27 protein-coding genes are annotated in these 24082 nt (G+C 35.1%); 25 read left to right on the top strand and 2 right to left on the bottom strand.

Annotation, left to right across the window (positions count from 1 at the left end):
• Position 1 precedes the first annotated feature (1 nt).
• Positions 2 to 829, bottom strand: coding sequence for an S-adenosyl-l-methionine hydroxide adenosyltransferase family protein (locus KIK00_RS05415; protein ID WP_255815542.1), 828 nt, complete (start codon positions 827 to 829; stop codon positions 2 to 4).
• Between the two features lie 133 nt (positions 830 to 962).
• On the opposite strand from KIK00_RS05415, the gene KIK00_RS05410 reads away from it, so the two are divergent.
• The 6 genes from KIK00_RS05410 to KIK00_RS05385 all read left to right on the top strand — a co-directional run bounded on the left by KIK00_RS05410 (position 963) and on the right by KIK00_RS05385 (position 5916).
• Complete coding sequence (locus KIK00_RS05410; protein ID WP_255815541.1) at positions 963 to 1922, top strand: PhoH family protein; 960 nt, start codon at positions 963 to 965, stop codon at positions 1920 to 1922.
• A gap of 119 nt (positions 1923 to 2041) precedes the next feature.
• Positions 2042 to 2704: a porin family protein gene (locus KIK00_RS05405; RefSeq protein WP_255815540.1), complete on the top strand. Its 663-nt coding sequence runs from the start codon at positions 2042 to 2044 to the stop codon at positions 2702 to 2704.
• Positions 2705 to 2836: 132 nt separating this feature from the next.
• Positions 2837 to 3334, top strand: a complete 498-nt coding sequence (locus KIK00_RS05400) for a hypothetical protein (RefSeq protein WP_213279653.1) — start codon at positions 2837 to 2839, stop codon at positions 3332 to 3334.
• Between the two features lie 461 nt (positions 3335 to 3795).
• A complete protein-coding gene (locus KIK00_RS05395) occupies positions 3796 to 4452 on the top strand; it encodes an outer membrane beta-barrel protein (protein WP_255815539.1) in 657 nt (218 codons plus the stop codon).
• A gap of 72 nt (positions 4453 to 4524) precedes the next feature.
• On the top strand, positions 4525 to 5187 hold the full coding sequence (locus tag KIK00_RS05390; RefSeq protein WP_255815538.1) for an outer membrane beta-barrel protein: 663 nt from the start codon (positions 4525 to 4527) through the stop codon (positions 5185 to 5187).
• 75 nt (positions 5188 to 5262) lie between these two features.
• The gene (locus tag KIK00_RS05385; protein ID WP_255815537.1) at positions 5263 to 5916 is read left to right on the top strand and encodes a porin family protein; all 654 of its coding nucleotides are present in this window, start codon (positions 5263 to 5265) and stop codon (positions 5914 to 5916) included.
• A gap of 70 nt (positions 5917 to 5986) precedes the next feature.
• On the opposite strand, the gene ffh is transcribed toward KIK00_RS05385, so the two are convergent.
• On the bottom strand, positions 5987 to 7345 hold the full coding sequence (gene ffh, locus KIK00_RS05380; protein ID WP_047374403.1) for a signal recognition particle protein: 1359 nt from the start codon (positions 7343 to 7345) through the stop codon (positions 5987 to 5989).
• Between the two features lie 157 nt (positions 7346 to 7502).
• Between ffh and KIK00_RS05375 the strand changes: the two genes are divergently transcribed.
• From KIK00_RS05375 to KIK00_RS05285, 19 genes are all read left to right on the top strand, one after another.
• Entirely contained in the window at positions 7503 to 7874 is a 372-nt protein-coding gene (locus KIK00_RS05375; RefSeq protein WP_047374405.1) for a hypothetical protein, read from the top strand.
• A gap of 59 nt (positions 7875 to 7933) precedes the next feature.
• A complete protein-coding gene (gene atpB, locus KIK00_RS05370) occupies positions 7934 to 9031 on the top strand; it encodes a F0F1 ATP synthase subunit A (RefSeq protein WP_149832390.1) in 1098 nt (365 codons plus the stop codon).
• A 47-nt stretch (positions 9032 to 9078) separates the two neighbouring features.
• Positions 9079 to 9273 carry an ATP synthase F0 subunit C gene (gene atpE / locus KIK00_RS05365; protein WP_002979108.1) on the top strand — a complete coding sequence of 65 codons (195 nt, stop codon included), beginning with the start codon at positions 9079 to 9081 and terminating at the stop codon, positions 9271 to 9273.
• Between the two features lie 83 nt (positions 9274 to 9356).
• Positions 9357 to 9854 carry a F0F1 ATP synthase subunit B gene (locus tag KIK00_RS05360; protein ID WP_047374409.1) on the top strand — a complete coding sequence of 166 codons (498 nt, stop codon included), beginning with the start codon at positions 9357 to 9359 and terminating at the stop codon, positions 9852 to 9854.
• 2 nt (positions 9855 to 9856) lie between these two features.
• A complete protein-coding gene (gene atpH / locus KIK00_RS05355; RefSeq protein ID WP_213279649.1) occupies positions 9857 to 10396 on the top strand; it encodes an ATP synthase F1 subunit delta in 540 nt (179 codons plus the stop codon).
• Positions 10397 to 10412: 16 nt separating this feature from the next.
• Positions 10413 to 11990 (top strand): F0F1 ATP synthase subunit alpha, encoded by a 1578-nt coding sequence (gene atpA, locus KIK00_RS05350; protein WP_047374412.1) that lies wholly within the window; start codon positions 10413 to 10415, stop codon positions 11988 to 11990.
• 86 nt (positions 11991 to 12076) lie between these two features.
• Positions 12077 to 12940, top strand: a complete 864-nt coding sequence (gene atpG / locus KIK00_RS05345; RefSeq protein ID WP_255815532.1) for an ATP synthase F1 subunit gamma — start codon at positions 12077 to 12079, stop codon at positions 12938 to 12940.
• Between the two features lie 268 nt (positions 12941 to 13208).
• Positions 13209 to 14567 carry a hemolysin family protein gene (locus KIK00_RS05340; protein ID WP_255815531.1) on the top strand — a complete coding sequence of 453 codons (1359 nt, stop codon included), beginning with the start codon at positions 13209 to 13211 and terminating at the stop codon, positions 14565 to 14567.
• Positions 14568 to 14577: 10 nt separating this feature from the next.
• On the top strand, positions 14578 to 14883 hold the full coding sequence (locus KIK00_RS05335; protein ID WP_255815530.1) for an ATP-dependent Clp protease adaptor ClpS: 306 nt from the start codon (positions 14578 to 14580) through the stop codon (positions 14881 to 14883).
• A gap of 209 nt (positions 14884 to 15092) precedes the next feature.
• Positions 15093 to 15707 carry a uridine kinase gene (gene udk / locus KIK00_RS05330; protein WP_149832385.1) on the top strand — a complete coding sequence of 205 codons (615 nt, stop codon included), beginning with the start codon at positions 15093 to 15095 and terminating at the stop codon, positions 15705 to 15707.
• Positions 15708 to 15711: 4 nt separating this feature from the next.
• Positions 15712 to 16068: a septum formation initiator family protein gene (locus KIK00_RS05325; RefSeq protein WP_213279646.1), complete on the top strand. Its 357-nt coding sequence runs from the start codon at positions 15712 to 15714 to the stop codon at positions 16066 to 16068.
• Positions 16069 to 16175: 107 nt separating this feature from the next.
• Positions 16176 to 17339 (top strand): methylmalonyl-CoA mutase family protein, encoded by a 1164-nt coding sequence (locus KIK00_RS05320; protein WP_255815529.1) that lies wholly within the window; start codon positions 16176 to 16178, stop codon positions 17337 to 17339.
• A 75-nt stretch (positions 17340 to 17414) separates the two neighbouring features.
• On the top strand, positions 17415 to 17795 hold the full coding sequence (locus KIK00_RS05315; RefSeq protein WP_255815528.1) for a GxxExxY protein: 381 nt from the start codon (positions 17415 to 17417) through the stop codon (positions 17793 to 17795).
• Positions 17796 to 17828: 33 nt separating this feature from the next.
• Positions 17829 to 18977, top strand: a complete 1149-nt coding sequence (locus KIK00_RS05310; protein WP_255815527.1) for a class I SAM-dependent methyltransferase — start codon at positions 17829 to 17831, stop codon at positions 18975 to 18977.
• 138 nt (positions 18978 to 19115) lie between these two features.
• Positions 19116 to 19385 (top strand): hypothetical protein, encoded by a 270-nt coding sequence (locus KIK00_RS05305; protein ID WP_255815526.1) that lies wholly within the window; start codon positions 19116 to 19118, stop codon positions 19383 to 19385.
• Between the two features lie 157 nt (positions 19386 to 19542).
• Positions 19543 to 20922, top strand: a complete 1380-nt coding sequence (locus KIK00_RS05300) for a dipeptidase (RefSeq protein ID WP_255815525.1) — start codon at positions 19543 to 19545, stop codon at positions 20920 to 20922.
• Positions 20923 to 21132: 210 nt separating this feature from the next.
• The gene (locus tag KIK00_RS05295; protein WP_255815524.1) at positions 21133 to 22053 is read left to right on the top strand and encodes a T9SS type A sorting domain-containing protein; all 921 of its coding nucleotides are present in this window, start codon (positions 21133 to 21135) and stop codon (positions 22051 to 22053) included.
• Positions 22054 to 22263: 210 nt separating this feature from the next.
• Entirely contained in the window at positions 22264 to 23187 is a 924-nt protein-coding gene (locus tag KIK00_RS05290; RefSeq protein WP_255815523.1) for a T9SS type A sorting domain-containing protein, read from the top strand.
• 80 nt (positions 23188 to 23267) lie between these two features.
• Entirely contained in the window at positions 23268 to 23975 is a 708-nt protein-coding gene (locus KIK00_RS05285; RefSeq protein ID WP_047374432.1) for an SDR family oxidoreductase, read from the top strand.
• The last annotated feature ends 107 nt before the right edge of the window (positions 23976 to 24082 follow it).

Below are 24082 nucleotides of genomic sequence, written 5' to 3'. Positions count from 1 at the left end.
CTTAGCTGAATTCAATATAAATATTTTCGCCCACATTCAACCCAAACAGGCTTTTAGCACCGTTTTTCTTGCTTCCTTTGTAGATAGTAAGCTCCAATAATTGACTATCATTGAAAATAGCAGCAGACTGACCATGGAATTCTGTTTCCCTTTCCCAGTCTGAAACAACCTCTGTATGACTTGAAAATATCCTTGAAAGACTTAAATTTCTGAATTTTATGGTAAAACTATCGTAGCTTTTGCTGATATTTTCAAAAAAATCTTTGTTGATATTTGAGATTATATTTCCGAAATTATCAATGTAAGTCACTTCGCCGATAATCATACCTTCCGATTCATTATAAACCGCTCTTGGAAACATCAGTTGTTTGGCTGAATGTATTTTTCGGCCAATTACCTCAGGGAGTCCGCCATTGGCAAGATGTACCGCTGCAGGAACAAAAATGTCTGTAGAAGTAAAGTTGATGATGTCATCAAAACGGTTGTTCAGTGTAAGTTCATAGATAGCTTCCGGTTTAATATCGAAAAAGATAAGGCTTAAAAGACCATTATCTGCCGCCAAAAAGTAAGATCCATCGGCTTTATAAATGATATTCTTTCTTGATCTGTGGTGAAAACTGTCTACAGAAATGATATGAATGCTTCCTTTAGGAAAATATTTATAAGCATTTCTTACAATATACGAAGTCTGTATAAGGTTAAATGCCTGGATGTCGTGGGTTATATCAATAATATTAACCTCAGGGTTTAGAGACAGAATTTTGCCTTTCACAGCGGCGACTCTGTAATCTAAATTTCCGAAATCCGAAGTAAGGGTAATAATTGACATGAGCAATTTATAGAATAGTGTAGTATTGCAAAGTTATTTAAAATAAAAAGAAAGCCCGAAAGATTGTTGAAAAGAATTTGATATAAATTTGAAAAAAAGCTTTAATTTTAAAATCTAAAAATAAAAATACTGCATGTTTGAATTAACATATGATTTGGAAGATATTGATGCGAAAATCTTCTATGGAGTTAATAACCAATATTTCAACTTAATAAAATCAAGCTTTCCAACCATTAAAATTACAGGAAGAGACCATGTCATCTTTGCTATGGGAAATAAGGAAGCTTTAGACATACTGAAGCAAAAACTGGATGATATTGTCAGTTTTATCTCCAAAAATAACTCAATAGGCCTGAAAGATGTTGAAAATATATTGAATATTAAAGACGAAAACGAGAAGCAACTGGTTTTTGATCAGGATATTATTGTAAAAGGGGTAAACGGAAAAGTCATTAAAGCTAAAACAACCAATCTTAAAAAACTGGTAAAAGAAACGGAGAAAAAGGATATGGTATTCGCCATTGGCCCTGCCGGAACCGGAAAAACGTACACTAGTGTAGCATTGGCAGCAAGAGCTTTAAGAGATAAAGAAGTGAAAAGAATTATCTTGACAAGGCCGGCTGTAGAAGCGGGAGAAAGTCTGGGATTCCTTCCTGGTGATCTTAAAGAAAAGCTGGATCCGTATTTGCAGCCTTTATATGATGCGCTTCGTGATATGATACCTCATGAAAAGCTTGAAGGTTTCATGGAGAAAAAAGTAATTGAAGTAGCTCCTTTGGCTTTTATGAGAGGGCGTACACTTGATGAAGCGTTTGTAATTCTTGATGAAGCACAGAATACAACTCATGCGCAAATGAAAATGTTCCTTACCAGAATGGGGATGAATGCCAAATTCATTATTACAGGAGATCCAAGCCAGATTGATCTTCCAAAAAACCAACAGTCCGGGTTGAAAGAAGCAATGAGGATTTTAAATGGAGTAAAGGAGATTGGGTTTGTACATCTTACAGAAGAGGATGTAGTAAGACATCCGGTGGTAAGAAAGATTATTCTTGCTTATAACGATGAAGAGAAAAGACTAAGAAACGACTAGTTGAAAATGAGTAAAAGTTTCCGTTAACCTTTTGTTAACCTTAAATTAGTTAGTTAAAATTTGTTAATTTGAAAAAATTAATTAGTTTTGCAGACCTTAAATGTAAAAACTAACTAAACATGAAAAAACTTTTACTTATTGCAGCAGTCGCTGCTATGGGAATTTGTGCAAACGCACAAGAATTTAGATTTGGTCCAAAAGCTGGTTTTGCAATGTCAACCATTAAACTGGACGATAAGCAAGATGATCTTGACGGAAGAAAAATGGATCCTAAATATACTTTCTATATTGGTGGGATGGCTGAGTACAAATTCAATGATAACTTTGCTGTTCAGGGAGAAGTTTTGTATTCACCACTTGGTGCTAAAGAAAAAATTGACGGAGTAAACGCAGGGGGAATGTATTTTGGTGAGCAGACTAAAATTACTTTTGGAACTATTTTGGTTCCTGTTTCTGCGAAATACTTTATTACTGAAGGATTCTCTGTAGCAGCAGGTGTTAACGTAGGGATTATTCTTACTGCTAAACAAAAAACTGTAATTGGTTCAGATTTCCTTGATGTAGAAATGGAAGGAGATACTGGTGATGTAGATATTAAAAAAGATATCAAGTCTTTAAATCTTGCACCTTTCTTAGGCGTTGAATATATGCTGGAAAACGGACTTTTCTTTGATGCTAGATACAGCTTAGGAGTATCTAACCTATCTAATGATAATAGCGGAGGTACTGTAAAGAACAGCTTTGCTCAGGTGGGTGTAGGTTTCAAATTCGGAGGAAACTAATTCTGAAAATCTTATTTAGAAATAATAAAAAGCAGGACAATTTTTGTCTTGCTTTTTTTGTTGTAGGCTGATTTTATTCTTATGATGAAAATAATTATTACTTTTGCAAAATAATTCAAAGCTACTAAAAAAATGAAAAAACTATTATTACTAGGTGCTTTTGCACTTTTAGGAGGTGCTGCTCAAGCGCAGGAAGGTTTTAAACTTGGTGGACATATTGGTGTTCCTGTATCTGATGCAAGTGATGTATCTTCATTTACATTAGGAGTGGATGCAGCTTATATGTGGAATATTGCTAAAGGTTTTGACCTTGGGGTAACCACAGGATATTCTCACTTCTTCGGAAAAGATCACTTTGATGATTTCGGATTTGTGCCTGTAGCTGTTTCCGGGAAATATAAATTTAAAGGAGCTCCTATCTTTGTAGGATTAGACCTTGGATATGGTATTTCTACAAAGGATGGGGTAGACGGTGGTTTCTATGCACAGCCTAAATTTGGATACCAGATGTCTAAAGGAGAGTTGTACATCGGATATCAGTCTATTAGTAACAGACGTGATTATGGCTGGTACAGAGACAACTGGAGTGTAGGCGCTGTAAACTTAGGATTTAATTTCTTTATCAAATAAAGACAGTTGAAAAATACCTGAACTCCGGCCGAAAGGCCGGAGTTTTTTTTTGATACTAAATAAGCAGTCTCTACTGATCTTTTATCAGAAATTTTTGAAATAACGGCCTCACAGCGACTAGGAAAGATAAAGATAACCCAAATTATAAACAAATGTTTGAATTTTAAGAGTTAATAACTTAAAAATTAATATTTTAGGTTAATTTATTTTGGCATTTTTCCTGAATTCATAGGGTTTTAGAAAAAAAACGAAAATTTAAAAAATTAAAGATATTTGCCTCTTGTTAGTAAAATGGAGTTTTTTTATTCATAATATTGTGAAAAACTCAAAATCTTCTCTTTACTATGATTTATTTTTACAATACTCTAAATTTTAACAATGATATTAATCACATTAACAAATTTTAATATTACTGGGGACCACAGTAAATTTGCCCTCAGAAAGTATTAAAATTTTTTAAAATGAAAAAAATATTATTAGCGGGTGCAGTTGCACTTTTCGGTTTATCAAACGCTCAGATTGCTAAAGGAACTACATATTTATCAGGATCTGTTGGTTATTCTCAAGTAGAATCTAACAACGGAAACGATAAAAGAGAAAACTTCAACGTATTACCTACAGTTGGATATTTCGTAAACACTAACTTAGCAATCGGTTTAGGAGTTGGTTACCAAACTGAAAAGAACACCCTAACTACAACTACAACTTTAGGAAACACTACAATTGTAAACGAAAACGTAACTAAAACTCCAGCTTTCGTTGTAGCTCCATTCGTAAGAAAATATTGGACTTTATCTGACAAGTTATATTTCTTCGGACAATTAGCTGTACCTATGCAATTTGGAAAAACTGAGGTTGAAAACAGTTCTGTAGCTACTACAGGAAGCACTGTTGTTACAAACTCTACTTCTACTGAAGCTAAATACACTAAAATCGGTGTTACTGTGAAACCAGGTTTAGATTATTTCTTAAACAAAAACTGGTCTATCGAAGCTACTATCGGTGAGTTCGGTTATAGCAACTACAAGCCAAAAGATGGTGATGCTACAAACAACTATAACTTCGGATTGAATTTATCTTCTGTAACTTTCGGAGTTAAATATGTATTTGCAAAATAATAAACAAAGCATATAGCAAGAAAGCCCTGAGTAACTCTTAGGGCTTTTTTTTATAAAACTAATATAATAATCATGAAAAAAATCGTATTGATGGGCGCTGTTGCGCTTTTTGGTTTATCAAACGCACAGATTGCAAAAGGAACGTCTTATCTTTCAGGACAGGTAGGATATTACCACAGTGAAAAGAATGAATTCGAAACCAAAAGAAAGGATAATGTGATCAGAATCCTTCCTACAGCTGGGTATTTTGTTAATAATAACTTAGCGGTGGGACTTGGAATAGGCTATAAAAGCGCTGTTACAAAATATAACGTAAGTGGTTTTGGATTCATTAATACAATTGAAATTAAAGATACGGATAACGCATTTGTTGTTGCTCCATTTGTGAGAAAATACTGGACTTTATCCGATAAATTATATATCTTCGGACAATTACAGGTTCCATTGGAATTTGGTCAGCAAAAACTGAATTTTAACAGTGAAGGTGATGGCGGAGATCCTATACTTTCCGCTCCGTTTACACAAAAAAATAATTACACCAATATTGGAGTTAATATCAAACCAGGTCTGGACTATTTCGTAACGAAGAACTGGTCAATTGAAGCAACAATAGGTGAGTTCGGGTACAATACTTACAAAAGAGATATTGACGGTGCAAAAAGTGCTGATAGTTACAAATTTGGGATCAGCTTAACTTCAGTGACTTTTGGAGTTAAATATGTATTTGCAAAATAATAAATAAAATATATACATTAGCCCTGAGATAGCAGTCTTAGGGCTTCTTTAATATAAAACTATTTAATAATAATCATGAAAAAAATTTTATTAGCGTCTGCAATCGCTTTATTTGCAGGTCTAAATGCACAGACTACATTCGGAGTGAAGGCTGGTTATGCCTTGTCAACATTAAATTCTGACAGCAACAGTGTTGATTTTGGAGGAATAGGAGCAAGCCTTGAATCTAAATCCGGTTTTTATATCGGAGGTTTGGTTGAGCATAAATTCAATAATAAATTTGCATTACAAGGAGAAGTAGAGTATGCTAATCTGGGAGGTAAGGCAGTGGTAAAAGCCTCTGGTGTTACGGTAACCGAAAAGCTGCACTTTAACAGAATTGTAGTTCCTGTATCTGCAAGATATTATGCAACCCCTGAATTGGGACTTTATGCAGGTCCATATGTAAGCTTCAGAACCAATACAAAGGCTAAAATTGAAGTGAGCGGAGCTCAGTCGAATCCAAGTGCTATCAATGAGGGTGAAAAATACCTTGAAAATTACTTCGATAATGGTTTGAAATCTACAGAGTTCGGTTTATTCTTAGGTGCTGATTATAACGTATACAAAGGGCTGTTTATTGATGCTCGTTACAGCTTTGGCCTTACTAATATGATCAAAAACCCTGTGGATGGTGAAAAACTGAAAATGAATTTCTTCCAGTTGGGAGTAGGATACAAGTTTAAGTAAACAGATGTCTATATAAAAACAAAAAACTCTCAGAATTTCTGAGAGTTTTTTTATGAATGATTTTGTCTTTTTATTTTCCCATTCCGCCCATTCCAGGCATATTTGGCATTTTGCTCATCATCTGCATCATCTGCTTTCCTTGAGGTCCCTGCATCATCTTCATCATTTTACCCATCTGGTCGAATTGCTTCATCAGTTGATTTACATCTTCGATTTTTCTTCCGGCACCTTTGGCAATTCTTCCTTTTCTCTGAGTATTGATGATAGAAGGTCTTCTTCTTTCTTCAGGAGTCATAGAGTAGATAATAGCTTCAATATGTTTGAATGCATCATCACTGATCTCTACATCTTTGATCGCTTTTCCAACACCAGGAATCATTCCCATCAAGTCCTTCATATTACCCATTTTCTTGATTTGGTTGATCTGTTTTAGGAAATCATCAAAACCGAATTCGTTTTTAGCGATTTTTTTGTGAAGTTTTTTAGCTTCTTCTTCGTCAAACTGCTCCTGAGCTCTTTCTACTAAGGAAACAACGTCTCCCATTCCCAGGATTCTGTCTGCCATCCTTTCCGGGTAGAAAAGGTCTAAAGCTTCCATTTTTTCTCCTGTAGAGATGAATTTGATTGGTTTTTCAACAACAGAACGAATCGTCAAAGCGGCTCCACCACGAGTATCACCATCTAATTTAGTTAAAACAACCCCGTCAAAATTCAAAGCATCATTGAATGCTTTCGCCGTGTTCACAGCATCCTGACCTGTCATTGAGTCAACAACAAATAACGTTTCATTTGGTTTGATGAAGTAATGAACAGATTTAATCTCGTTCATCATCTGCTCATCAATTGCCAAACGACCTGCCGTATCCACAATTACAACATCATGACCGTTTGATTTTGCAAAATTAATTGCGTTTTCAGCAATGGTAGAAGGATTTGTAGAACCTTCTTCTGTGAAAACCGGAACACCGATTTGCCCGCCTAAAACTTTTAGCTGGTCAATCGCAGCAGGACGATAAACATCACATGCTACCAACAAAGGTTTTTTATTTCTTTTTGTTTGTAAATAATTAGCAAGCTTTCCTGAAAATGTAGTCTTACCAGAACCCTGAAGACCTGCAATAAGAATTACAGATGGCTTTCCTGAAAGATTGATCCCTTCCTGAGAACCTCCCATAAGGTCTACCAACTCATCATGAACAATTTTTGTCATCAGCTGTCCCGGTGTAAGGGAAGTAAGAACGTTCTCTCCTAATGCCTTATCCTGAACTCTTTTAGTAAGATCTTTTGCAACTTTATAGTTAACGTCGGCATCTACCAATGCTCTACGGATTTCCTTTACGGTTTCCGCTACATTGATTTCAGTAATTTTTCCTCTACCGGAAATATTATGTAATGCCTTGTCTAATTTATCCTGTAAACTATTAAACATATTTATTGTAAATTATAGGTTTGCAAAAATAAGGAATTTTTAGCATATCTAAAGTGTTCGGGACGTAATATTATATAGATAAGAAAAAATGATATATATCAAATCTTATTATAATACGATAGAAAAAGTCTATTTTTGCGGTCAATTAAAATTTAGAATGAAAATCAATCCCAATATTCTTGTTGTCATTTTATTCTTTCTGACGTTCCTGGTGCATTTTTCTCTTTGGAAATTTGTTTTTCACCTGGATGAAATTGTGATCATTAAATTTTATCTTTTTCTAAGCGTCATGTTTATGATGATGATCACTCTTATTATCTTAATCAATAGAGTAGCACCGGAATTTTTAGGATTGTCTGTTATTGGTTTGATTCTTTTAAAATTCGGTTTGATGTACTTAATCAGAAAAAAACTGAACTTTGAAGTGATTCCTGGCTATAAATTTCATTTTATTATACCTTATTTTGTCCTGACAGCACTGCTTACATACTATGCGATCAAGCTGATTAATCATGATAAAAAACAGTAAAATAATTTATTGAAACTAGAAAAAATATCATATTTTTGCACAACGAAAAAAACCTATCAATGTTTAAGAAATTCGCAGTTTTATTCTACAGTATTTTTGTATTAAACTTAGTGTCTGCACAGCACGGTGAGGCTACTGCTGGGGCAGCTCCTGCTCAAGAGCTTTCAGAGAAAGACAAAGTAAGCAAAGAAAACAAAGAGTTCATCGATCATCACTTGTTGGATGCACATGATTTCACATTGATGGTTGATAAAGATGGTCACCACATCGGTTTCCCTCTTCCTGTTATTATATATGACAACGGTTTCCACTCTTTTATGAGTAACAAAGAAGGGTTCATGCACGGAGAGCCTACTGAGGTAGATGGTTCTTTTTATGTATTGCACCATGAGAAAATCTATAAGACTGATGCAGCGGGAACTATAACCCTTGATGATCACGGTCACCCAACTAACGAGAAGCCATTAGATCTTTCGATTACAAAAAGTGTACTGATCATTCTATTAGTGTCAATCTTTATGTTAGTGTTATTCGGAGGTATGGCCAAGTCTTATAAAAAATCAGTAGTTCCTACAGGTGCTGCAAGATTTTTAGAGCCATTAATCATTTTCGTAAGAGATGAAGTTGCTATTCCAAACATCGGACATAAGTATAAGAGATTTATGGGTTATTTATTAACAGTATTCTTCTTTATTCTTTTCCTTAACGTTTTAGGATTGATGCCTTTCGGAATTAATGTTACAGGTAATATTACAATGACATTCTTCCTTGCTATTCTTACTTATTTGATCACAACATTCTCAGCTAATAAAGATTACTGGAAACACATCTTCTGGATGCCGGGAGTACCAGTTCCAATGAAGCTGATCATGCTTCCTATCGAATTATTAGGAACAATTACTAAACCATTTGCTTTGATGATCCGACTTTTTGCAAACATGACTGCAGGTCACATCGTAGTAATGAGTTTGATCGGATTGATCTACGTGTTTAAGAATTTTATCGCAGGTGTTGCATTCCCGTTCCTTACATTGGTAATTTATTTACTAGAGGTATTGGTAGCATTCTTACAGGCTTATATTTTTACAATGTTATCTGCTCTGTTTATCGGAATGGCGGTAGAAGAGCACGAGCACGAACATCATGCTGCTCACTAATTGAAATTATAAATTAAAGTAAAACAAATTTTTTAAAATTATATATTATGGAAATCCCTAAAATTGTAGGTGCTGGTATCGTAGTACTAGGTGTAGGTATCGGTCTTGGTAAAATCGGAGCTGCTGCTCTTGAAGCTATCGCTAGACAACCTGAGCAATCTGGAAAAATCCAAACAGCTATGCTTATCGCGGCTGCACTTGTAGAAGGTGTTGCGTTTGCTGCTCTATTCGCAGTAAACTAATTAAAATCAAACCATTATCTGTGACGGTTGGTTACAGGTAATGGTTCTTTAAAAAAAGTAATAATTATTTATACATTTATATAATGGAATTAATTCATCAGTTTTCGTCAGGATTATTTATTATCCAGTCTGTTATTTTTCTAGCATTATTATTTTTGTTAGGTAAATTCGCTTGGAAACCTATTTTAAAGTCTATCAATGACAGAGAAACATCTATTGTTGACGCTCTTAATCAAGCTAAATTAGCTAGAAAAGAAATGGAAACTTTAAAAGAGGATAACGAAAGAATCATTCGTGAAGCTAAAATCGAAAGAGACGCTATCCTTAAAGAAGCTAGAGAAATTAAAGACAGAATCGTAGGGGAAGCTAAAGATGTTGCTAAAACTGAAGGAGACAGAATGATCGAAGCTGCTAAACAGACTATCAATGCTGAGAAAAATGCTGCTATGGCAGACATCAAAACTCAAATTGGTACTTTATCTGTAAACATTGCTGAGTCTATTCTGAAACAAAAATTAGACAACAGCGAAGCTCAAAACGAATTAGTTCAAAATTATTTAAACAAATCAAACCTTAACTAAGAATGCTTACATCTAAAGTAGCTAAAAGATACGCACAAGGTTTACTTGATTTCACAAATGAGTCAGGTCAAACGGCTACTGTATTTTCTGAAATGAAAGATGTAGTAAAGATCATGAAAGAGTCTGCGGACTTAAATAAATTTTTTATGACTCCTTACATCGATTCTAAAAAGAAAATAGAAGTAGCAAGCGAAATTTTCAAAGGTTTATCTGTTTCTTCTCAGAATTTAATCAAGTTGGTGATTAAACATGGACGTGAAAACCAATTGAAAAATATCGCTCAGGAATTTATCAACAAGGTAGAAGACCTTAGTGGTGTACAGAGAATAACACTTACTACAGCAACTCCGCTTTCAAAAGAGAACCTTGATCAGATTTTAAGATCTACCAATCTTGTAAACGCTGATTCAAACTTTGATCTGAAAGTAAATGTAAAGCCTGAAATTCTTGGAGGATATGTTCTAAGAGTGGGTGACCAGCAGGTAGACGCGTCTGTGAAGACAAAATTGAACCAAGTTAAAAAAGATTTCCAATTAAATTAAGAAAAACAACCATACAATGGCAGAAATAAATCCGGCAGAAGTATCTGCGATCTTAAAACAGCAATTGGCCAACTTCGATACTCAATCAAACGTTGAGGAAGTAGGTACAGTTTTAACCATCGGTGATGGTATTGCTCGTGTATACGGGTTAGAAAACGTACAATACGGAGAGTTGGTGAAATTTTCTAGTGATGTAGAAGGTATTGTACTTAACCTTGAAGAAGACAACGTAGGTGTTGCTCTACTTGGTGAAAGTAAATTAGTAAAAGAAGGTGATACAGTAAGAAGAACAAACAGAATCTCTTCTATTAAAGTAGGAGAAGGTATGTTAGGAAGAGTAGTAGATACTCTTGGTAACCCTATCGATGGTAAAGGTCCTATTACTGGGGATTTATACGAAATGCCATTGGAAAGAAAAGCTCCTGGAGTTATCTTCAGACAGCCGGTAACTGAGCCTTTACAGTCAGGTATCGTTGCTATTGACTCTATGATCCCTGTAGGAAGAGGACAGAGAGAGCTTATCATTGGTGACAGACAGACAGGTAAAACTACTGTTGCGATCGATACGATCATCAACCAAAAAGAATTCTTTGATGCTGGGCAGCCAGTATATTGTATATATGTTGCTATCGGTCAGAAAGCTTCTACTGTAGCACAAATCGTTAAAACTCTTTCTGATAAAGGAGCTTTAGCTTACACTGTAATCGTTGCGGCTAACGCATCAGATCCAGTTCCAATGCAGGTATATTCTGCGATGGCAGGTGCTGCTATCGGTGAATTCTTCAGAGATACAGGTAGACCAGCATTGATCGTTTATGATGATTTATCTAAACAAGCTGTTGCTTACCGTGAGCTTTCTCTACTATTAAGAAGACCACCGGGCCGTGAAGCTTACCCTGGAGACGTTTTCTACCTTCACTCAAGACTATTGGAAAGAGCTGCAAAAGTAATTGCTGATGACAACATTGCTAAGCAAATGAACGATTTGCCAGAATCTCTTAGACCAATTGTAAAAGGTGGTGGTTCATTAACGGCACTTCCAATTATTGAAACTCAAGCTGGTGACGTTTCTGCATATATCCCAACCAACGTAATCTCTATTACAGACGGACAGATCTTCTTGGAGTCTGATCTATTCAACTCAGGGGTTCGTCCTGCGATCAACGTAGGTATCTCTGTATCAAGGGTAGGAGGTAATGCTCAGATCAAATCAATGAAAAAAGTATCTGGTACTTTGAAATTAGACCAGGCTCAATATAAAGAACTAGAAGCGTTTGCTAAATTCGGTTCTGACCTTGATGCTTCTACTTTAGCAGTTATCTCTAAAGGAGAAAGAAACGTAGAGCTTCTTAAACAGCCGGTAAACTCTCCACTTCCGGTAGACAGCCAGGTTGCAATGATCTACGCTGGAACAGAGAACTTGCTAAGAAATGTTCCTATCAGAAAAGTAAAAGAATTCCAGGTTGAGTATATCGCATTCCTGAGATCTAAGCACCCTGATACGATGGCAGCTATTAAAGCAGGTAAAATCGATAACGATATTACAGCAGTTCTTAAGCAGGCAGCTAACGATTTAGCTTCTAAATATAATTAAAAATTAGTTGATGATTGTTGGTTGATAGTTGACAGAAATATCTAAAACTAGCAACCAACAGCCGACAACCAACAACTAAACCCAATATGGCAAACTTAAAAGAAATACGAGGCAGAATTACGTCAATTTCATCTACGATGCAGATTACACGTGCTATGAAAATGGTTTCCGCAGCGAAACTTAAAAAAGCACAGGATGCAATCGTAATGTTAAGACCTTATTCTGAAAAATTACAGGAGCTTATCCAGAATGTAAATTCTAGCTCAGATCCTGATCAGATTTCTGTATATGCTCAGAAAAGAGAGGTTAAAAGAATACTATTTATCGCTGTTACTTCAAACAGAGGTCTTGCAGGAGCTTTTAACTCTTCTATCGTAAAAGAGCTTAACCTTCAGTTCCAGAACAACTCTCAATATGAGATTGAAGTTCTACCGGTAGGTAAAAAAGTATATGATGCTGTAAGAAGAAACCGTGCGGTATATGCTAATGGAAGTTCTGTTTATGATAATCTGAACTTTGACACAGTTGCTCACATCACTGAAGGTGTGATGACAAGCTTCAGAGAAGGAAAATTTGACGAAGTATATGTTATTTATAACAAATTCGTGAATGCAGCAACTCAGGAAGTAACTACAGAAAAACTTCTTCCGATTTCAATGCCTGAGAACACTGAACCGCAGGTTGAAACAGATTATATTTTTGAACCTAACAGAGCTGAGATCCTGGATAATTTGATTCCAAAATCTATCAAAACTCAGGTTTTCAAATCAATCTTGGATTCAGTAGCATCTGAGCACGGAGCAAGAATGACTGCAATGCACAAAGCTACAGATAATGCAGAAGCGTTGAGAAATGATCTTAAGATCTTCTACAACAAAGCAAGACAGGCAGCAATTACCAACGAAATTTTGGAAATTGTTTCCGGAGCAGAAGCTTTGAAAAATTCATAAAGAATTATTATAAGATACAATTAAAAGCACCGATAATTTCGGTGCTTTTTATTTACACAAGGCTGAAACTGTTATTTGCTGTTCAAAAACCTACTTTTTACGAAGAAATGAAGGTGTCTCTTCAATTATTTTTTTTATTGAAAAACAACGGTATTTTATAGCTTCATATTTTCTTTCAAAAAATCCTCAATCAAAATAATCCATCCCGGATTCAGGTTATTTTTATTTTACATATCTTTGTACCTAATAAAATTTATACAACCTCTAAATGGACTCGGACATAGTCAGGCTATTGCTGGCCTTATTTCTTGTTTTACTAAATGGCTTCTTCGTAGCCGCAGAATTTTCAATTGTTAAAGTTCGTTACTCACAAATTCAGTTAAAAGCCGCAGAAGGAAATTCTATGGCAAAACAGGCAGAACATATCATCAAGCACCTTGATGAATATCTTTCCGCTACACAATTAGGAATTACCTTGGCATCCCTTGCCCTTGGTTGGGTGGGAGAAAGTGCCCTGCATCACGTGGTGGAAAATATCTTCCACTCATTGAATATAGATTTGACTCAGACAACAATTACTACAATTTCGGTAGTGACAAGTTTTGTGTTGATTACCATTATGCACATTGTATTTGGTGAGCTTATCCCAAAATCAATTGCGATCAGAAAATCTGAAGCAACTACAATGGCAACTGCCGTTCCGCTGAGAGTTTTTTACACAATTTTTAAACCGTTTATCTGGTTGATGAACTCAATGTCAAATGGTTTCCTTAGGTTAGTTAAAATTCACCCGGCTTCCGAGCAGGAAATTCACTCTACAGAAGAACTTCAGCTTTTGGTAAAACAAAGTGCTGACAGCGGAGAGATTGAGGAAGAAAACTATGAGATTATCAAAAATGCATTTGATTTTACTGATCATTCTGCTAAACAGATCATGGTTCCAAGGCAAAATATTACTTCCATTGATTTTGAAGAAGATGTGAATGATATCATCAATAAGATTATGGACAGCGGGTATTCCCGTATTCCTGTGTATATTGATTCAATTGACAATATTATCGGGATTTTCTATACAAAAGAAATCATCAGAGAATTTGTCAAAAGAAAAGGAAATCTGGATCATGAAGATCTTAAAGATTTAATGCGGGATGCCTTTTTCGTCGTAGAAAGTAAAAAAGTTTCGGACTTACTGAAAACGTTCCAGCTTAAAAAACAACATATTGCTGTCGTTATCGACGAGTTTGGTGGAACTGAAGGAATTATTACATTAGAAGATATTCTGGAAGAACTGGTAGGGGAAATTCAGGATGAAGAAGACGATGAAGAAAAAATCGTTGATAAAATATCAGATAATACTTATTGGGTGCAGGCTACGCAGCCTTTGGACGAAATCAATGAATTTTTGCCTAAAAGACTGCCGCTTTCAGAGGAAAGTGAGTACAATTCATTAGCCGGATTCATTCTTTATGAGTTGGAAGACATCCCTGAAGAAAACCAGGAATTTGATCTCGAGGACTACCACTTCAAAATTCTGAAAATGAATAATAAAAGCGTAGAACTTGTGGAACTGGTCTATGAAGAACCCAATGCTATAGATCATTTAGCAGATAAAATTGGAGAAGTTTAAAACAGTTGGAATGAATTTTTATAACAGTATAAAAGATTACGAAAACCCAAAGAGGCAGTATGAGGAAGAAGTCCTCGTTCTTGATGATACGGATGAAGTGTATAAACTGGTACTGCATAACGACGATATTCATACATTTGATTACGTAATAGACTGTCTGATCGAAATATGCAAACATACACTGGAACAGGCTGAGCAATGCACCATGTTGGTTCACTACAAAGGCAAATGTACCGTAAAAACAGGCTCAATAGATGTTTTGAAGCCTATGCATGAAAAATTAATTTCGCGCGAATTAACAAGCGAAATCGTATAAAATAAAAAACCGGCAAATTTATTGCCGGTTTTTTTGTTGAATCCGAAGGGGAAAGTTGAGAAATAGTAATAAATAACAAAGACCGATAAGAGTTCCGGAAAATCTTCTAATCCTTAAATACTTTTATCTTTTATTTCTCAATACACTTACATTGTCATATTTTATCTAAAATAGTATATTTGTACCAACTATAAAGAAACAAAAAAATAATGCTTGTAATAGGAATTGCCGGTGGTACAGGATCCGGCAAAACTACAGTTGTTGACAAGATACTTCAGCAGCTTGATATTGAGGGAATGAATATCCTCTCTCAGGATAATTATTATCATGACAACCAAGGTCTTACATTGACGGAAAGAGAAGCTCTGAATTATGATCATCCCAAGTCGATAGATTTTGAACTATTAATAAAACATGTGAAAGCTTTAAAGAATAATGAGTCTATTGAACAGCCCATTTACAGCTTTGTCACTCATTCCAGAACAGGAGATCATGTCACTGTAGAACCTAAAAATGTATTGGTAGTAGAAGGAATTCTGGTTCTTACCAATAAAGAATTACTGAAAGAATTTGATTTGAAAGTATTCGTTCATGCAGATTCTGACGAAAGACTGATCAGGAGGATCAGGAGAGATACCCAGGAAAGAGGAAGAGATCTGAGCGAAGTATTACACCGTTATCAGACTACATTGAAACCAATGCACCAGGAATTCATAGAGCCGTCTAAAAATGATGCCGATCTTATTATCCCCAATATGAAGCAGAATTCTGTAGCAATTGATTTTTTAACTACTGTTATTAAAAACTCGTTGAAAAAACATTAAAAAAATGGAAGAAAACAACCTTATCAAAGACATTCAGCCGAAATCTGAAACATTCAAACTTATACAGAAATATGTTTTGAACAAGTATACCATTACGATCTGTCTGTTTTTGGTATGGATGGTTTTTTTCGATAAAACCTCATTTCTTGTAATTAATGAACTGAATGGTGAAATCAGGAAATATGAAGAGCAGCTTGACTTTTACAAAAAAGAATACGAAAAAAATGATGCTTTTTATAAAAAACTGATGAACAACAAGTCTGAGAAAGAAAAATACGCAAGAGAAAACTATTTTATGAAAAAACCAAATGAAGAGATCTTCATTTTGGTGGTAGACAGCACAAAAGTCGCTAAGAAATAGTTTGCCAAAAATGTCAATGATGAATAGTCAATTAATTTTGTTTAATAATACTATTCGTTTGTGAAGCAAAACTCACTACTGACAATTCACAATTTAAACTAAAACTAATGTCAAATACAGATATATTTTCAAACTGGGAAAATCTAGTAAAAAAACAACTTAAGACAGAGGATATTTACTCTATTTTAGAAAAACAGAATTTGGAAGGAATAGAAGTGAAGCCTTTTTACACAGAGGTTCAGAAGCCTTTGGTAAATCTGCCCAGAGTTGAAGAAAGTACCCATTTGGTAGCAAGATATCATGAAAGTCTCGAAGAAGAAGTATTTGCATTTATCCTTGATCAGAATGTAGAAAACCTTGATCAGAAAACTATTTTTGTCAATAACAAAGATCTTGCAGGGCACATCAGCCCTAAAGAAGAAGATCAGTATTTCTCACTGATTGACATTTTTAATGAAAAAGAAGGAAGTATTGACGACCAGCTGGCAAAAGAATTACTGGCAAAAGACTTTAAAAGAAATATTTGTGTCGATATTTCTCTGCATCAGAATGCGGGAGCAGCTATTTATCAACAGCTTGGTATTGCACTTGCAAAAGCTAAGGAACTGATAGAAGTCTATGGTGCTGAAATTATAAACAAACTGATCTTCAGAATAGCAGTAGGAGGAAATTATTTCTTTGAAATGGCAAAATTGAGAGCCTTTAAAATCGTTTTCAACCAGCTTTCTAAGGAATATGGTATGGATGAAGTTCCGTACATCTTTGCAGAGACTTCACTGAGAAATAAAGCCATTTCTGATAACGAAAATAACCTGATCCGTTCTACATTAGAGCTTGCTTCTGCAATGATTGGAGGAGCTGATGCTGTTTTTACCAATAATTATCTTGTAAGCAGAAGTACGGATAATTCTGAAGAAATTTCTTTCAAACAGCAGATTGTCCTGGCCTATGAAAGCATCATCAATGTATTTGAAGATGCTTCTAACGGAAGTTATTATATTGAAGACATTACCCAGCAGTTTGCAGAAAAAGCATGGGCATTGTTCGTTGAAATAGAAGAGGCTGGAGGATATCTTGAACTGTTGAAACAGGGAGTTGTTCAGAAAAAGATCTATGATCATGCTATTGAAGAACAGCAATGGATTGAAGAAGGAAAAATAAAGCTGATCGGAGTGAATTTATACCCTAAATTAGACGTTAAAAAGTCTATCGGAGATCTATATAACGAAAATGAAATAAAAGCGGTCCGCTGGGCTGAAATGTTTGAATAAATTTAATTGCTCCCACAGATTTCTCAGACGACACAGATTTTTACAGTACAACTGTAGAAACTAAATTATACACAAATGAATGAAAATGAGATAAGTTTTTATATCAGGAAATCTATTTTTTCTGTATATAACGAGTTGGGACCAGGTTTATTAGAAAAAGTTTATGAGAAAGTCTTGGCACTTGAATTAAAAAATAACGGTTTAAGCGTTAAAACTCAAGTTCCAATACCCATAACATTTAAAGGAATTTTTATTGATTCAAGTTTTATTGCTGATATCATTGTTGAAGAGAAAGTTATTATTGAAATAAAATCAATTCCTGAAATAATTAATGTTCATCACAAGCAGCTCTTAACCTACTTAAAATTAACCAAACTGAAATTAGGAATATTGGTTAATTTCAATACTGATTATATTGATAAAAGTATTATTCGAAAAATAAACGGAAACATTTAATAAGCACCATAATCTGTGCAATTTGTGAAATCTGTGGGAAATAAATTATTAGACAAAGAAATCCAAAACTATATCAACGCAAATCTGGATGCAGATTTACATGCATTACTTCTGAAAAAATCACCTTTTCCGGAAGTTTCTATGCAGGAAATTGTACAGCAGATCAAAGGAAAACAGGTTGCAGAAAGAAAATTTCCTTTTCTTTTGAAAGAAGGTATCATTTTCCCGCCACAGCTTAATCTGGAGCAGTCATCATCTGAAAAAACTGCCCTTTATAAGTCCGAAATGATGAAAGGGAATCAATTTATCGATCTTACGAGCGGTTTTGGTATTGATGCCTATTATCTGTCTCAAAACTTTGAGCATATCACTTTGGTAGAGCAGAATACAGAGCTTTTGGAAATTGTAGCCCATAATTGGAATACTTTGGGACGCCAGGCAAATTTTATCAACAGAAAGCTTGAAGATTTCCTGAACGAGAATCAGGAACATTTTGATACCATTTATCTTGATCCGGCCAGAAGAGATCAGCAAAAAAACAAAGTTTTTCTTTTAGAAGACCTTTCTCCTGATATCCTTGAAATTCAAGGAAAATTGCTGTCTATTTCTGATCAGGTAGTCATTAAACTCTCTCCACTTATTGATCTTAAATATCTTGTGTCAGTACTGCCGGGTATTTCAAGGATAGAAATTATTGCCCTTAAAAATGATGTAAAAGAAGTTGTTATTGTTTTATCCAATGAAAATGCAGATGAGATTATCTGCAATTGTGTGAACCTTGAGAGTGGAGAATCTGCCTTTACCTTCAAATTTGGAGAAGAAGAAAGGGCAGAATCAGAATATTCTGAGCCTGAAAAATACATTTACATTCCCAATAACTCTATTTTGAAAGCAGGAGCCTTTAATTTAATTTCACTGAAATTCGGATTGAAGAAACTTCATCCTAACAGTCATTTTTATACCTCCAGTGAAAAGAAGGAAGACTTTCCCGGGAGAATTTTGGAAGTGGAACTAGTTGACTCTAAAAGCATTAAGAAAAAAGAACAGTTTAATATCATTTCAAAAAATTACCCTTTAAAACCTGAAGAAATAAAGAAAAAATATGGTTTGAAAGATGGGGGAGATCATTACCTTATTTTTACACAATCCAAAAAAGGGAAAATAATATTAAAATCAGTATAAAAATGTTGCCGAAAAAAGCAGGATTTCTTACTTTTGGGCAATCAAAAATTTAAACATGAAATCGCCGGCTTTTTGGATAAATCAGAAGATAGTAAAACAGTGCGGTTCCATATGATCTTTAAAAAATAAATTTTACATATGAAAAAATTAGTTATATGTTTAGCAATTGCAACAGTAGCGGTAAGTTGTAAAAAAGTACCTGCTGGTGGAAATAAAGGGACTTTGAAACTGGAAGAAGGAGTAGAGAGATATTCTGATGCTGCTCAGGGAGAAGGTCACGGACATGCAGCTGCTGCAGAGCATAAGGAAGAAGTTGCTGTAAAACCAGAAGCTGCAGCCCCTAAAACAGACAGTACTGCTGCTGCAAAACCTGCTGAAGTTGAAAAGGCTCCAAAAGCTGAACACTAATTAGAAGTACAAAATATACAAGTGCCCTGTTTTTGCAGGGCATTTTTTATTAAAAAACATGGCTATAAGGCTCATTAGCATAAGATTGGGAAAATCCTGCCTTTTTGTTTGTACCTGCCGGGCATTTTTTTTAATTTTAACAAAATAAATTTTTACAATGCAAGAGACATTAAATTACATTAACGAAAACAAACAGCGTTTCGTGGATGAATTATTTGAGTTATTGAGAATTCCTTCTATTTCTGCAGATCCGGCGTATAAAGATGACGTTTTGAAATGTGCAGAGGTAGTGGCGGCACACCTTAGAAATGCTGGAGCTGACGATGTTGAAGTTTGCCAGACCAAAGGATATCCAATTGTTTTCGGGGAAAAGATTTTAGATAAAAGTTTACCTACAGTACTGGTGTATGGACATTATGATGTTCAGCCGGCAGATCCACTGGAATTATGGACAAAACCACCTTTTGAACCCTATATTGAAAAAACTGAACTGCACCCTGAAGGAGCAATTTTTGCAAGAGGTTCTGCGGATGACAAAGGACAGTTCTTCATGCATCTGAAAGCTTTTGAAGCCATGATGAAAACCAATGCTCTTCCTTGCAACGTTAAATTTATCTTAGAAGGAGAAGAGGAAGTAGGTTCTGTAAGCTTGGGAGACTGGGTGAATGAAAATAAAGAGAAATTAGCTTGCGACTGTATCTTAATTTCCGATACTCATATTTACAGCAACGAACAACCAACTGTGACAACAGGATTAAGAGGCTTAAGCTATGTAGAAGTAGAAGTGGAAGGTCCAAACAGAGATTTACACTCAGGTCTTTACGGTGGAGCGGTTCCAAATCCTATTCACGTTCTTTCAAGAATGATTGCTAATCTGATTGATGAAAACGGTCATATTACAATTGATGGATTCTATGACAACGTAGAAACGGTTTCAGACGCAGACAGAGCGGATATGAACAAATTGAAAGATAATCCTGAAGAATTCAAAAAATCAATCGGATTAAGCAATATAGAAGGAGAAAAAGGATATACAACTTTAGAAAGAACATCTATCCGTCCTACTTTAGACTGCAACGGAATCTGGGGTGGCTATACCGGAGAAGGGGCAAAAACTGTAATTCCTTCAAAAGCTTTTGCTAAAATTTCAATGCGTTTGGTTCCTTACCAGACTCCACAGGAAATCACGGAAAAATTCACGAGATATTTTGAAAAAATTGCTCCGGATACAGTAAAAATTAAAGTAACACCTCACCATGGAGGTATGCCTTATGTTTTACCAACTGATACCAAAGAATTTGCTGCAGCAAAACAAGCAATGGAATCCGCATTCGGAAAAGAAGTTCTTCCATACAGAGGAGGAGGAAGTATCCCAATTACAGCGATGTTTGAGCAGGTTTTAGGAGCTAAGTCTGTGTTGATGGGCTTTGGGTTGGATTCTGATGCAATTCACTCTCCAAACGAGCACTATGGATTATTTAATTTCTATAAAGGAATTGAAAGTATTCCGTTGTTTTTTGAAAATTATTCAAAGTAATTCAACAAAAATAAGATAGGGTAAGGTATTTCTGGAAAGAGATACCTTATTTTTTTGCTCTGAATTGAGTTTTGTAGCCTTTGTGGAAAGACGTTTTTAATGGATTTGAAAATTAAATTCACTGAGAATAAAAACGTTATTTTTTATTTGCAATAAGTTATTTCACCATTCATGGAAAGTTTATATTTTTAATACAAAACTTGATTTACTATGAAAAAATACTACTCAATTGCAATTTTACTATTGTCATCATGCATTTTTGCACAGCAGACTGTATCCTTTGAATTCAATGAAGGATTCAACACTGGAAATATCCATGGCCAGGCGGGATGGATCAGTACTCCCACAGGAGGAGTGCCTCAAAATGTAACCCATCAGACTATCAGTGTAGATAAAGCCAGTGACGGAAGCAGTTCACTCAAAATTGTTAAAGAAACAACCTACGGAACTCAGTCTGATCCCATTATCGGAGGTTTTTATAACCTGCCGGCCCCACTTGCCTACAACAACTTCTCCGTATCATTTGATATCAATATGTCGCAGCTCAACGGCTCTGATTTTGGTTTTCAGGGAGTGAATAGTGTTGATGATCAGTTTGTAGTGAGATTGGACTTTGATAAAACCGGATTGTTCAAGATTCTGAATACAGTATCAGGTATACAGGAGTTGATTTCCATCCCTTCAGCCTGGCTGCCTAATGTCTGGTACAGGGTGAAGGTCTTAGGAACTGCCACAGATGTCAGATACTACCTTAATAATGTTCTTATTTACACAGGAACTGTCGCAAGTTTAGTGAATATAGATCAGCTGCGTTTCGTCCATAATAATGCGTTGGGATCAGCTTATATTGATAATATTAAAGTGAATAGTGAACTTTTGGTATTGGGGATTAAAGATTCTAAGCTTATTGCCAAAAAAGTTTCAATTTATCCTAATCCTGCCAGTGATTTTATACATATTAATTCTGTAAATACAATAAAAAGTATTGAGATCTATGACGAGACAGGAAAACTTATAAAGACTGAAATAAACAATAGCAGAATCGATGTAAAAGGGCTGTCTGCAGGCGTATATATGGTTAATATAAAAACAGAAGGAGGGAATTTTACAGAAAAAGTGATCATCAGATAAAATATTTATTGATTCTGAAAACCTGTATTCTTTTTAGTCTGCTGTTGTATTGATGGATGATTTTTTGGAAATGATCCTTTTCTTTAGGTTTAATATCTTTATTTGTTTAGGTTAAAATATATTATGTTAATTCGATATTGTGTTTAAAATATTCGTTGATTTTGTCTTTTTGATTAAAATACATATATTTGTTCAAAACTAAAAAATATCATGAAGAAACTTTACATTTTCGCAATTTCGTTGATTTCTATATCATCTTTTGCCCAGCAGACCATTTCTTTTGAAGCCAGTGAAGGGTATACAGCAGGAAACATTAATGGCCAGCAGGGTTGGGTTACTACCAATAATGGAGCCGTACCGCCAGTATATTTGACAAGTCAATTGGTATCAGCTGAAATTGCTAGTCAAGGTTCAAATAGCTTTAAAATAACAACGGATCTGCCTTATGGTCCACAGCAAAGCCCAGTAATGGGTGGGTTCTATACCTTTACTACACCATTAACATATAATAGCTTTACCCAGTCATTTGATGTAAGACTTACACAAAAAAGTTCATCAAGCTCAGATTTCGTGTTCAGAACAGTGAGTACAACTGGGGCTGGGGGAATTGTTACCTATATCGATTTTTCTTACGATGGAAAAATTTTAATTGCAACAGCGGGTTCAACTAATTTAGTAGATACCAACCAAACCTGGAATGCTAACACGTGGTACAGAGTGAAAATAGTTTCTACAGCTGCAGGAATTCAATATTATGTAAATGATGTTCTTATCTACACAGGACAGCCATTCAGCAACAACAACATTAACAGAATGGATTTTGTACATGATAATTATGGAGGTTCTGCCTATATTGACAATATCAAAATCAATAATGAAGCATCACTATCTACAAGAGACGCCGTTAAAAATGATGTGAAACTATCCATTTATCCAAACCCTGCTACTGAAGTTATAAAAATTACAACTCCTGGAAAGATAAAACATGTTGAAGTATATGACATGTCAGGAAAAAAGGTAGATGTAACATTGAATGGAGATCAGGTGAATGTAAGAAACCTGTCTTCCGGAGCCTATTTACTGAATGTAGAAACGGAGGGAAGAAACTTCACAGAGAAATTTATAAAAAAATAATTCCTGATAAATCTTAGTATCAGTAAAACGCTCCAATTGGAGCGTTTTTATTATTTTAGAGAATTAAAATTTGGTCATCAATGTCAGAGAATAAAACAGCTTATATAACAGGAGGAACCAAAGGTATCGGTTTCGGGATTGCGAAAATTTTACTTGAAAATGGAATTTCAGTAGCATTTTCAGGAAGAAAAAGAGAAGATGTCATGAAGGCGGAAGAAGAACTTAAGCAATACTCAGAAAATGTTTTGGGAATTGTTTCTGACGTAAGAAGCCTGGAAAGCGAGCAGGAAGCGGTAAAATATACCGTTGAAAAGTTCGGAAGGCTGGATTATATCATTGCTAATGCAGGATTGGGAATATTTAAACCAGTGGATGAACTCACAGCAGAAGAATGGAATGATATGATAGAAACCAATCTCACAGGTGTTTTCTATACCTTAAAAGCTTCTGTAGAAGAACTGAAGAAGACAGAAGGCTACTATATTACCATCTCAAGTCTCGCAGGTGCCAACTTCTTTGAAAACGGAACAGGGTACAATGCTTCAAAATTCGGAGTGGTAGGTTTTACACAGGCTGCAATGATTGATTTAAGGAAATACAATATTAAGTCTACGGTCATTATGCCGGGTTCGGTAGCAACTCATTTTAACGGAAATATTCCGTCAGAAAAAGACAGTTGGAAGATTCAGCCCGAAGATATGGGGAATCTCATCTTAGATATTTTAAAGATGAATCCAAGAGTTTTGCCAAGTAAAATAGAGTTTAGGGCAACAAAACCAGCAAAGTAACTACATCTAATGTATTGAATAATAATTTAATAAGTATTATGCATGCATAATATATTTTTTATTTATATTAGCAAAAATTAATTCAAACAAAATCTCTGCATAAACTG

It is taken from the genome of Chryseobacterium sp. MA9, from assembly GCF_024399315.1.
Lineage (GTDB): Bacteria > Bacteroidota > Bacteroidia > Flavobacteriales > Weeksellaceae > Chryseobacterium.
Note: the sequence above shows the minus strand (reverse complement) of the source record. Positions and strands in the feature narration are given on the sequence as shown.

Bases quoted from the DNA above. Each gene is read 5' to 3' on its own strand.
- KIK00_RS05415 (WP_255815542.1), bottom strand. From the start codon at position 829: ATGTCAATTATTACCCTTACTTCGGATTTCGGAAATTTAGATTACAGA.
- KIK00_RS05410 (WP_255815541.1), top strand. From the start codon at position 963: ATGTTTGAATTAACATATGATTTGGAAGATATTGATGCGAAAATCTTC.
- KIK00_RS05405 (WP_255815540.1), top strand. From the start codon at position 2,042: ATGAAAAAACTTTTACTTATTGCAGCAGTCGCTGCTATGGGAATTTGT.
- KIK00_RS05400 (WP_213279653.1), top strand. From the start codon at position 2,837: ATGAAAAAACTATTATTACTAGGTGCTTTTGCACTTTTAGGAGGTGCT.
- KIK00_RS05395 (WP_255815539.1), top strand. From the start codon at position 3,796: ATGAAAAAAATATTATTAGCGGGTGCAGTTGCACTTTTCGGTTTATCA.
- KIK00_RS05390 (WP_255815538.1), top strand. From the start codon at position 4,525: ATGAAAAAAATCGTATTGATGGGCGCTGTTGCGCTTTTTGGTTTATCA.
- KIK00_RS05385 (WP_255815537.1), top strand. From the start codon at position 5,263: ATGAAAAAAATTTTATTAGCGTCTGCAATCGCTTTATTTGCAGGTCTA.
- ffh (WP_047374403.1), bottom strand. From the start codon at position 7,345: ATGTTTAATAGTTTACAGGATAAATTAGACAAGGCATTACATAATATT.
- KIK00_RS05375 (WP_047374405.1), top strand. From the start codon at position 7,503: ATGAAAATCAATCCCAATATTCTTGTTGTCATTTTATTCTTTCTGACG.
- atpB (WP_149832390.1), top strand. From the start codon at position 7,934: ATGTTTAAGAAATTCGCAGTTTTATTCTACAGTATTTTTGTATTAAAC.
- atpE (WP_002979108.1), top strand. From the start codon at position 9,079: ATGGAAATCCCTAAAATTGTAGGTGCTGGTATCGTAGTACTAGGTGTA.
- KIK00_RS05360 (WP_047374409.1), top strand. From the start codon at position 9,357: ATGGAATTAATTCATCAGTTTTCGTCAGGATTATTTATTATCCAGTCT.
- atpH (WP_213279649.1), top strand. From the start codon at position 9,857: ATGCTTACATCTAAAGTAGCTAAAAGATACGCACAAGGTTTACTTGAT.
- atpA (WP_047374412.1), top strand. From the start codon at position 10,413: ATGGCAGAAATAAATCCGGCAGAAGTATCTGCGATCTTAAAACAGCAA.
- atpG (WP_255815532.1), top strand. From the start codon at position 12,077: ATGGCAAACTTAAAAGAAATACGAGGCAGAATTACGTCAATTTCATCT.
- KIK00_RS05340 (WP_255815531.1), top strand. From the start codon at position 13,209: ATGGACTCGGACATAGTCAGGCTATTGCTGGCCTTATTTCTTGTTTTA.
- KIK00_RS05335 (WP_255815530.1), top strand. From the start codon at position 14,578: ATGAATTTTTATAACAGTATAAAAGATTACGAAAACCCAAAGAGGCAG.
- udk (WP_149832385.1), top strand. From the start codon at position 15,093: ATGCTTGTAATAGGAATTGCCGGTGGTACAGGATCCGGCAAAACTACA.
- KIK00_RS05325 (WP_213279646.1), top strand. From the start codon at position 15,712: ATGGAAGAAAACAACCTTATCAAAGACATTCAGCCGAAATCTGAAACA.
- KIK00_RS05320 (WP_255815529.1), top strand. From the start codon at position 16,176: ATGTCAAATACAGATATATTTTCAAACTGGGAAAATCTAGTAAAAAAA.
- KIK00_RS05315 (WP_255815528.1), top strand. From the start codon at position 17,415: ATGAATGAAAATGAGATAAGTTTTTATATCAGGAAATCTATTTTTTCT.
- KIK00_RS05305 (WP_255815526.1), top strand. From the start codon at position 19,116: ATGAAAAAATTAGTTATATGTTTAGCAATTGCAACAGTAGCGGTAAGT.
- KIK00_RS05300 (WP_255815525.1), top strand. From the start codon at position 19,543: ATGCAAGAGACATTAAATTACATTAACGAAAACAAACAGCGTTTCGTG.
- KIK00_RS05295 (WP_255815524.1), top strand. From the start codon at position 21,133: ATGAAAAAATACTACTCAATTGCAATTTTACTATTGTCATCATGCATT.
- KIK00_RS05290 (WP_255815523.1), top strand. From the start codon at position 22,264: ATGAAGAAACTTTACATTTTCGCAATTTCGTTGATTTCTATATCATCT.
- KIK00_RS05285 (WP_047374432.1), top strand. From the start codon at position 23,268: ATGTCAGAGAATAAAACAGCTTATATAACAGGAGGAACCAAAGGTATC.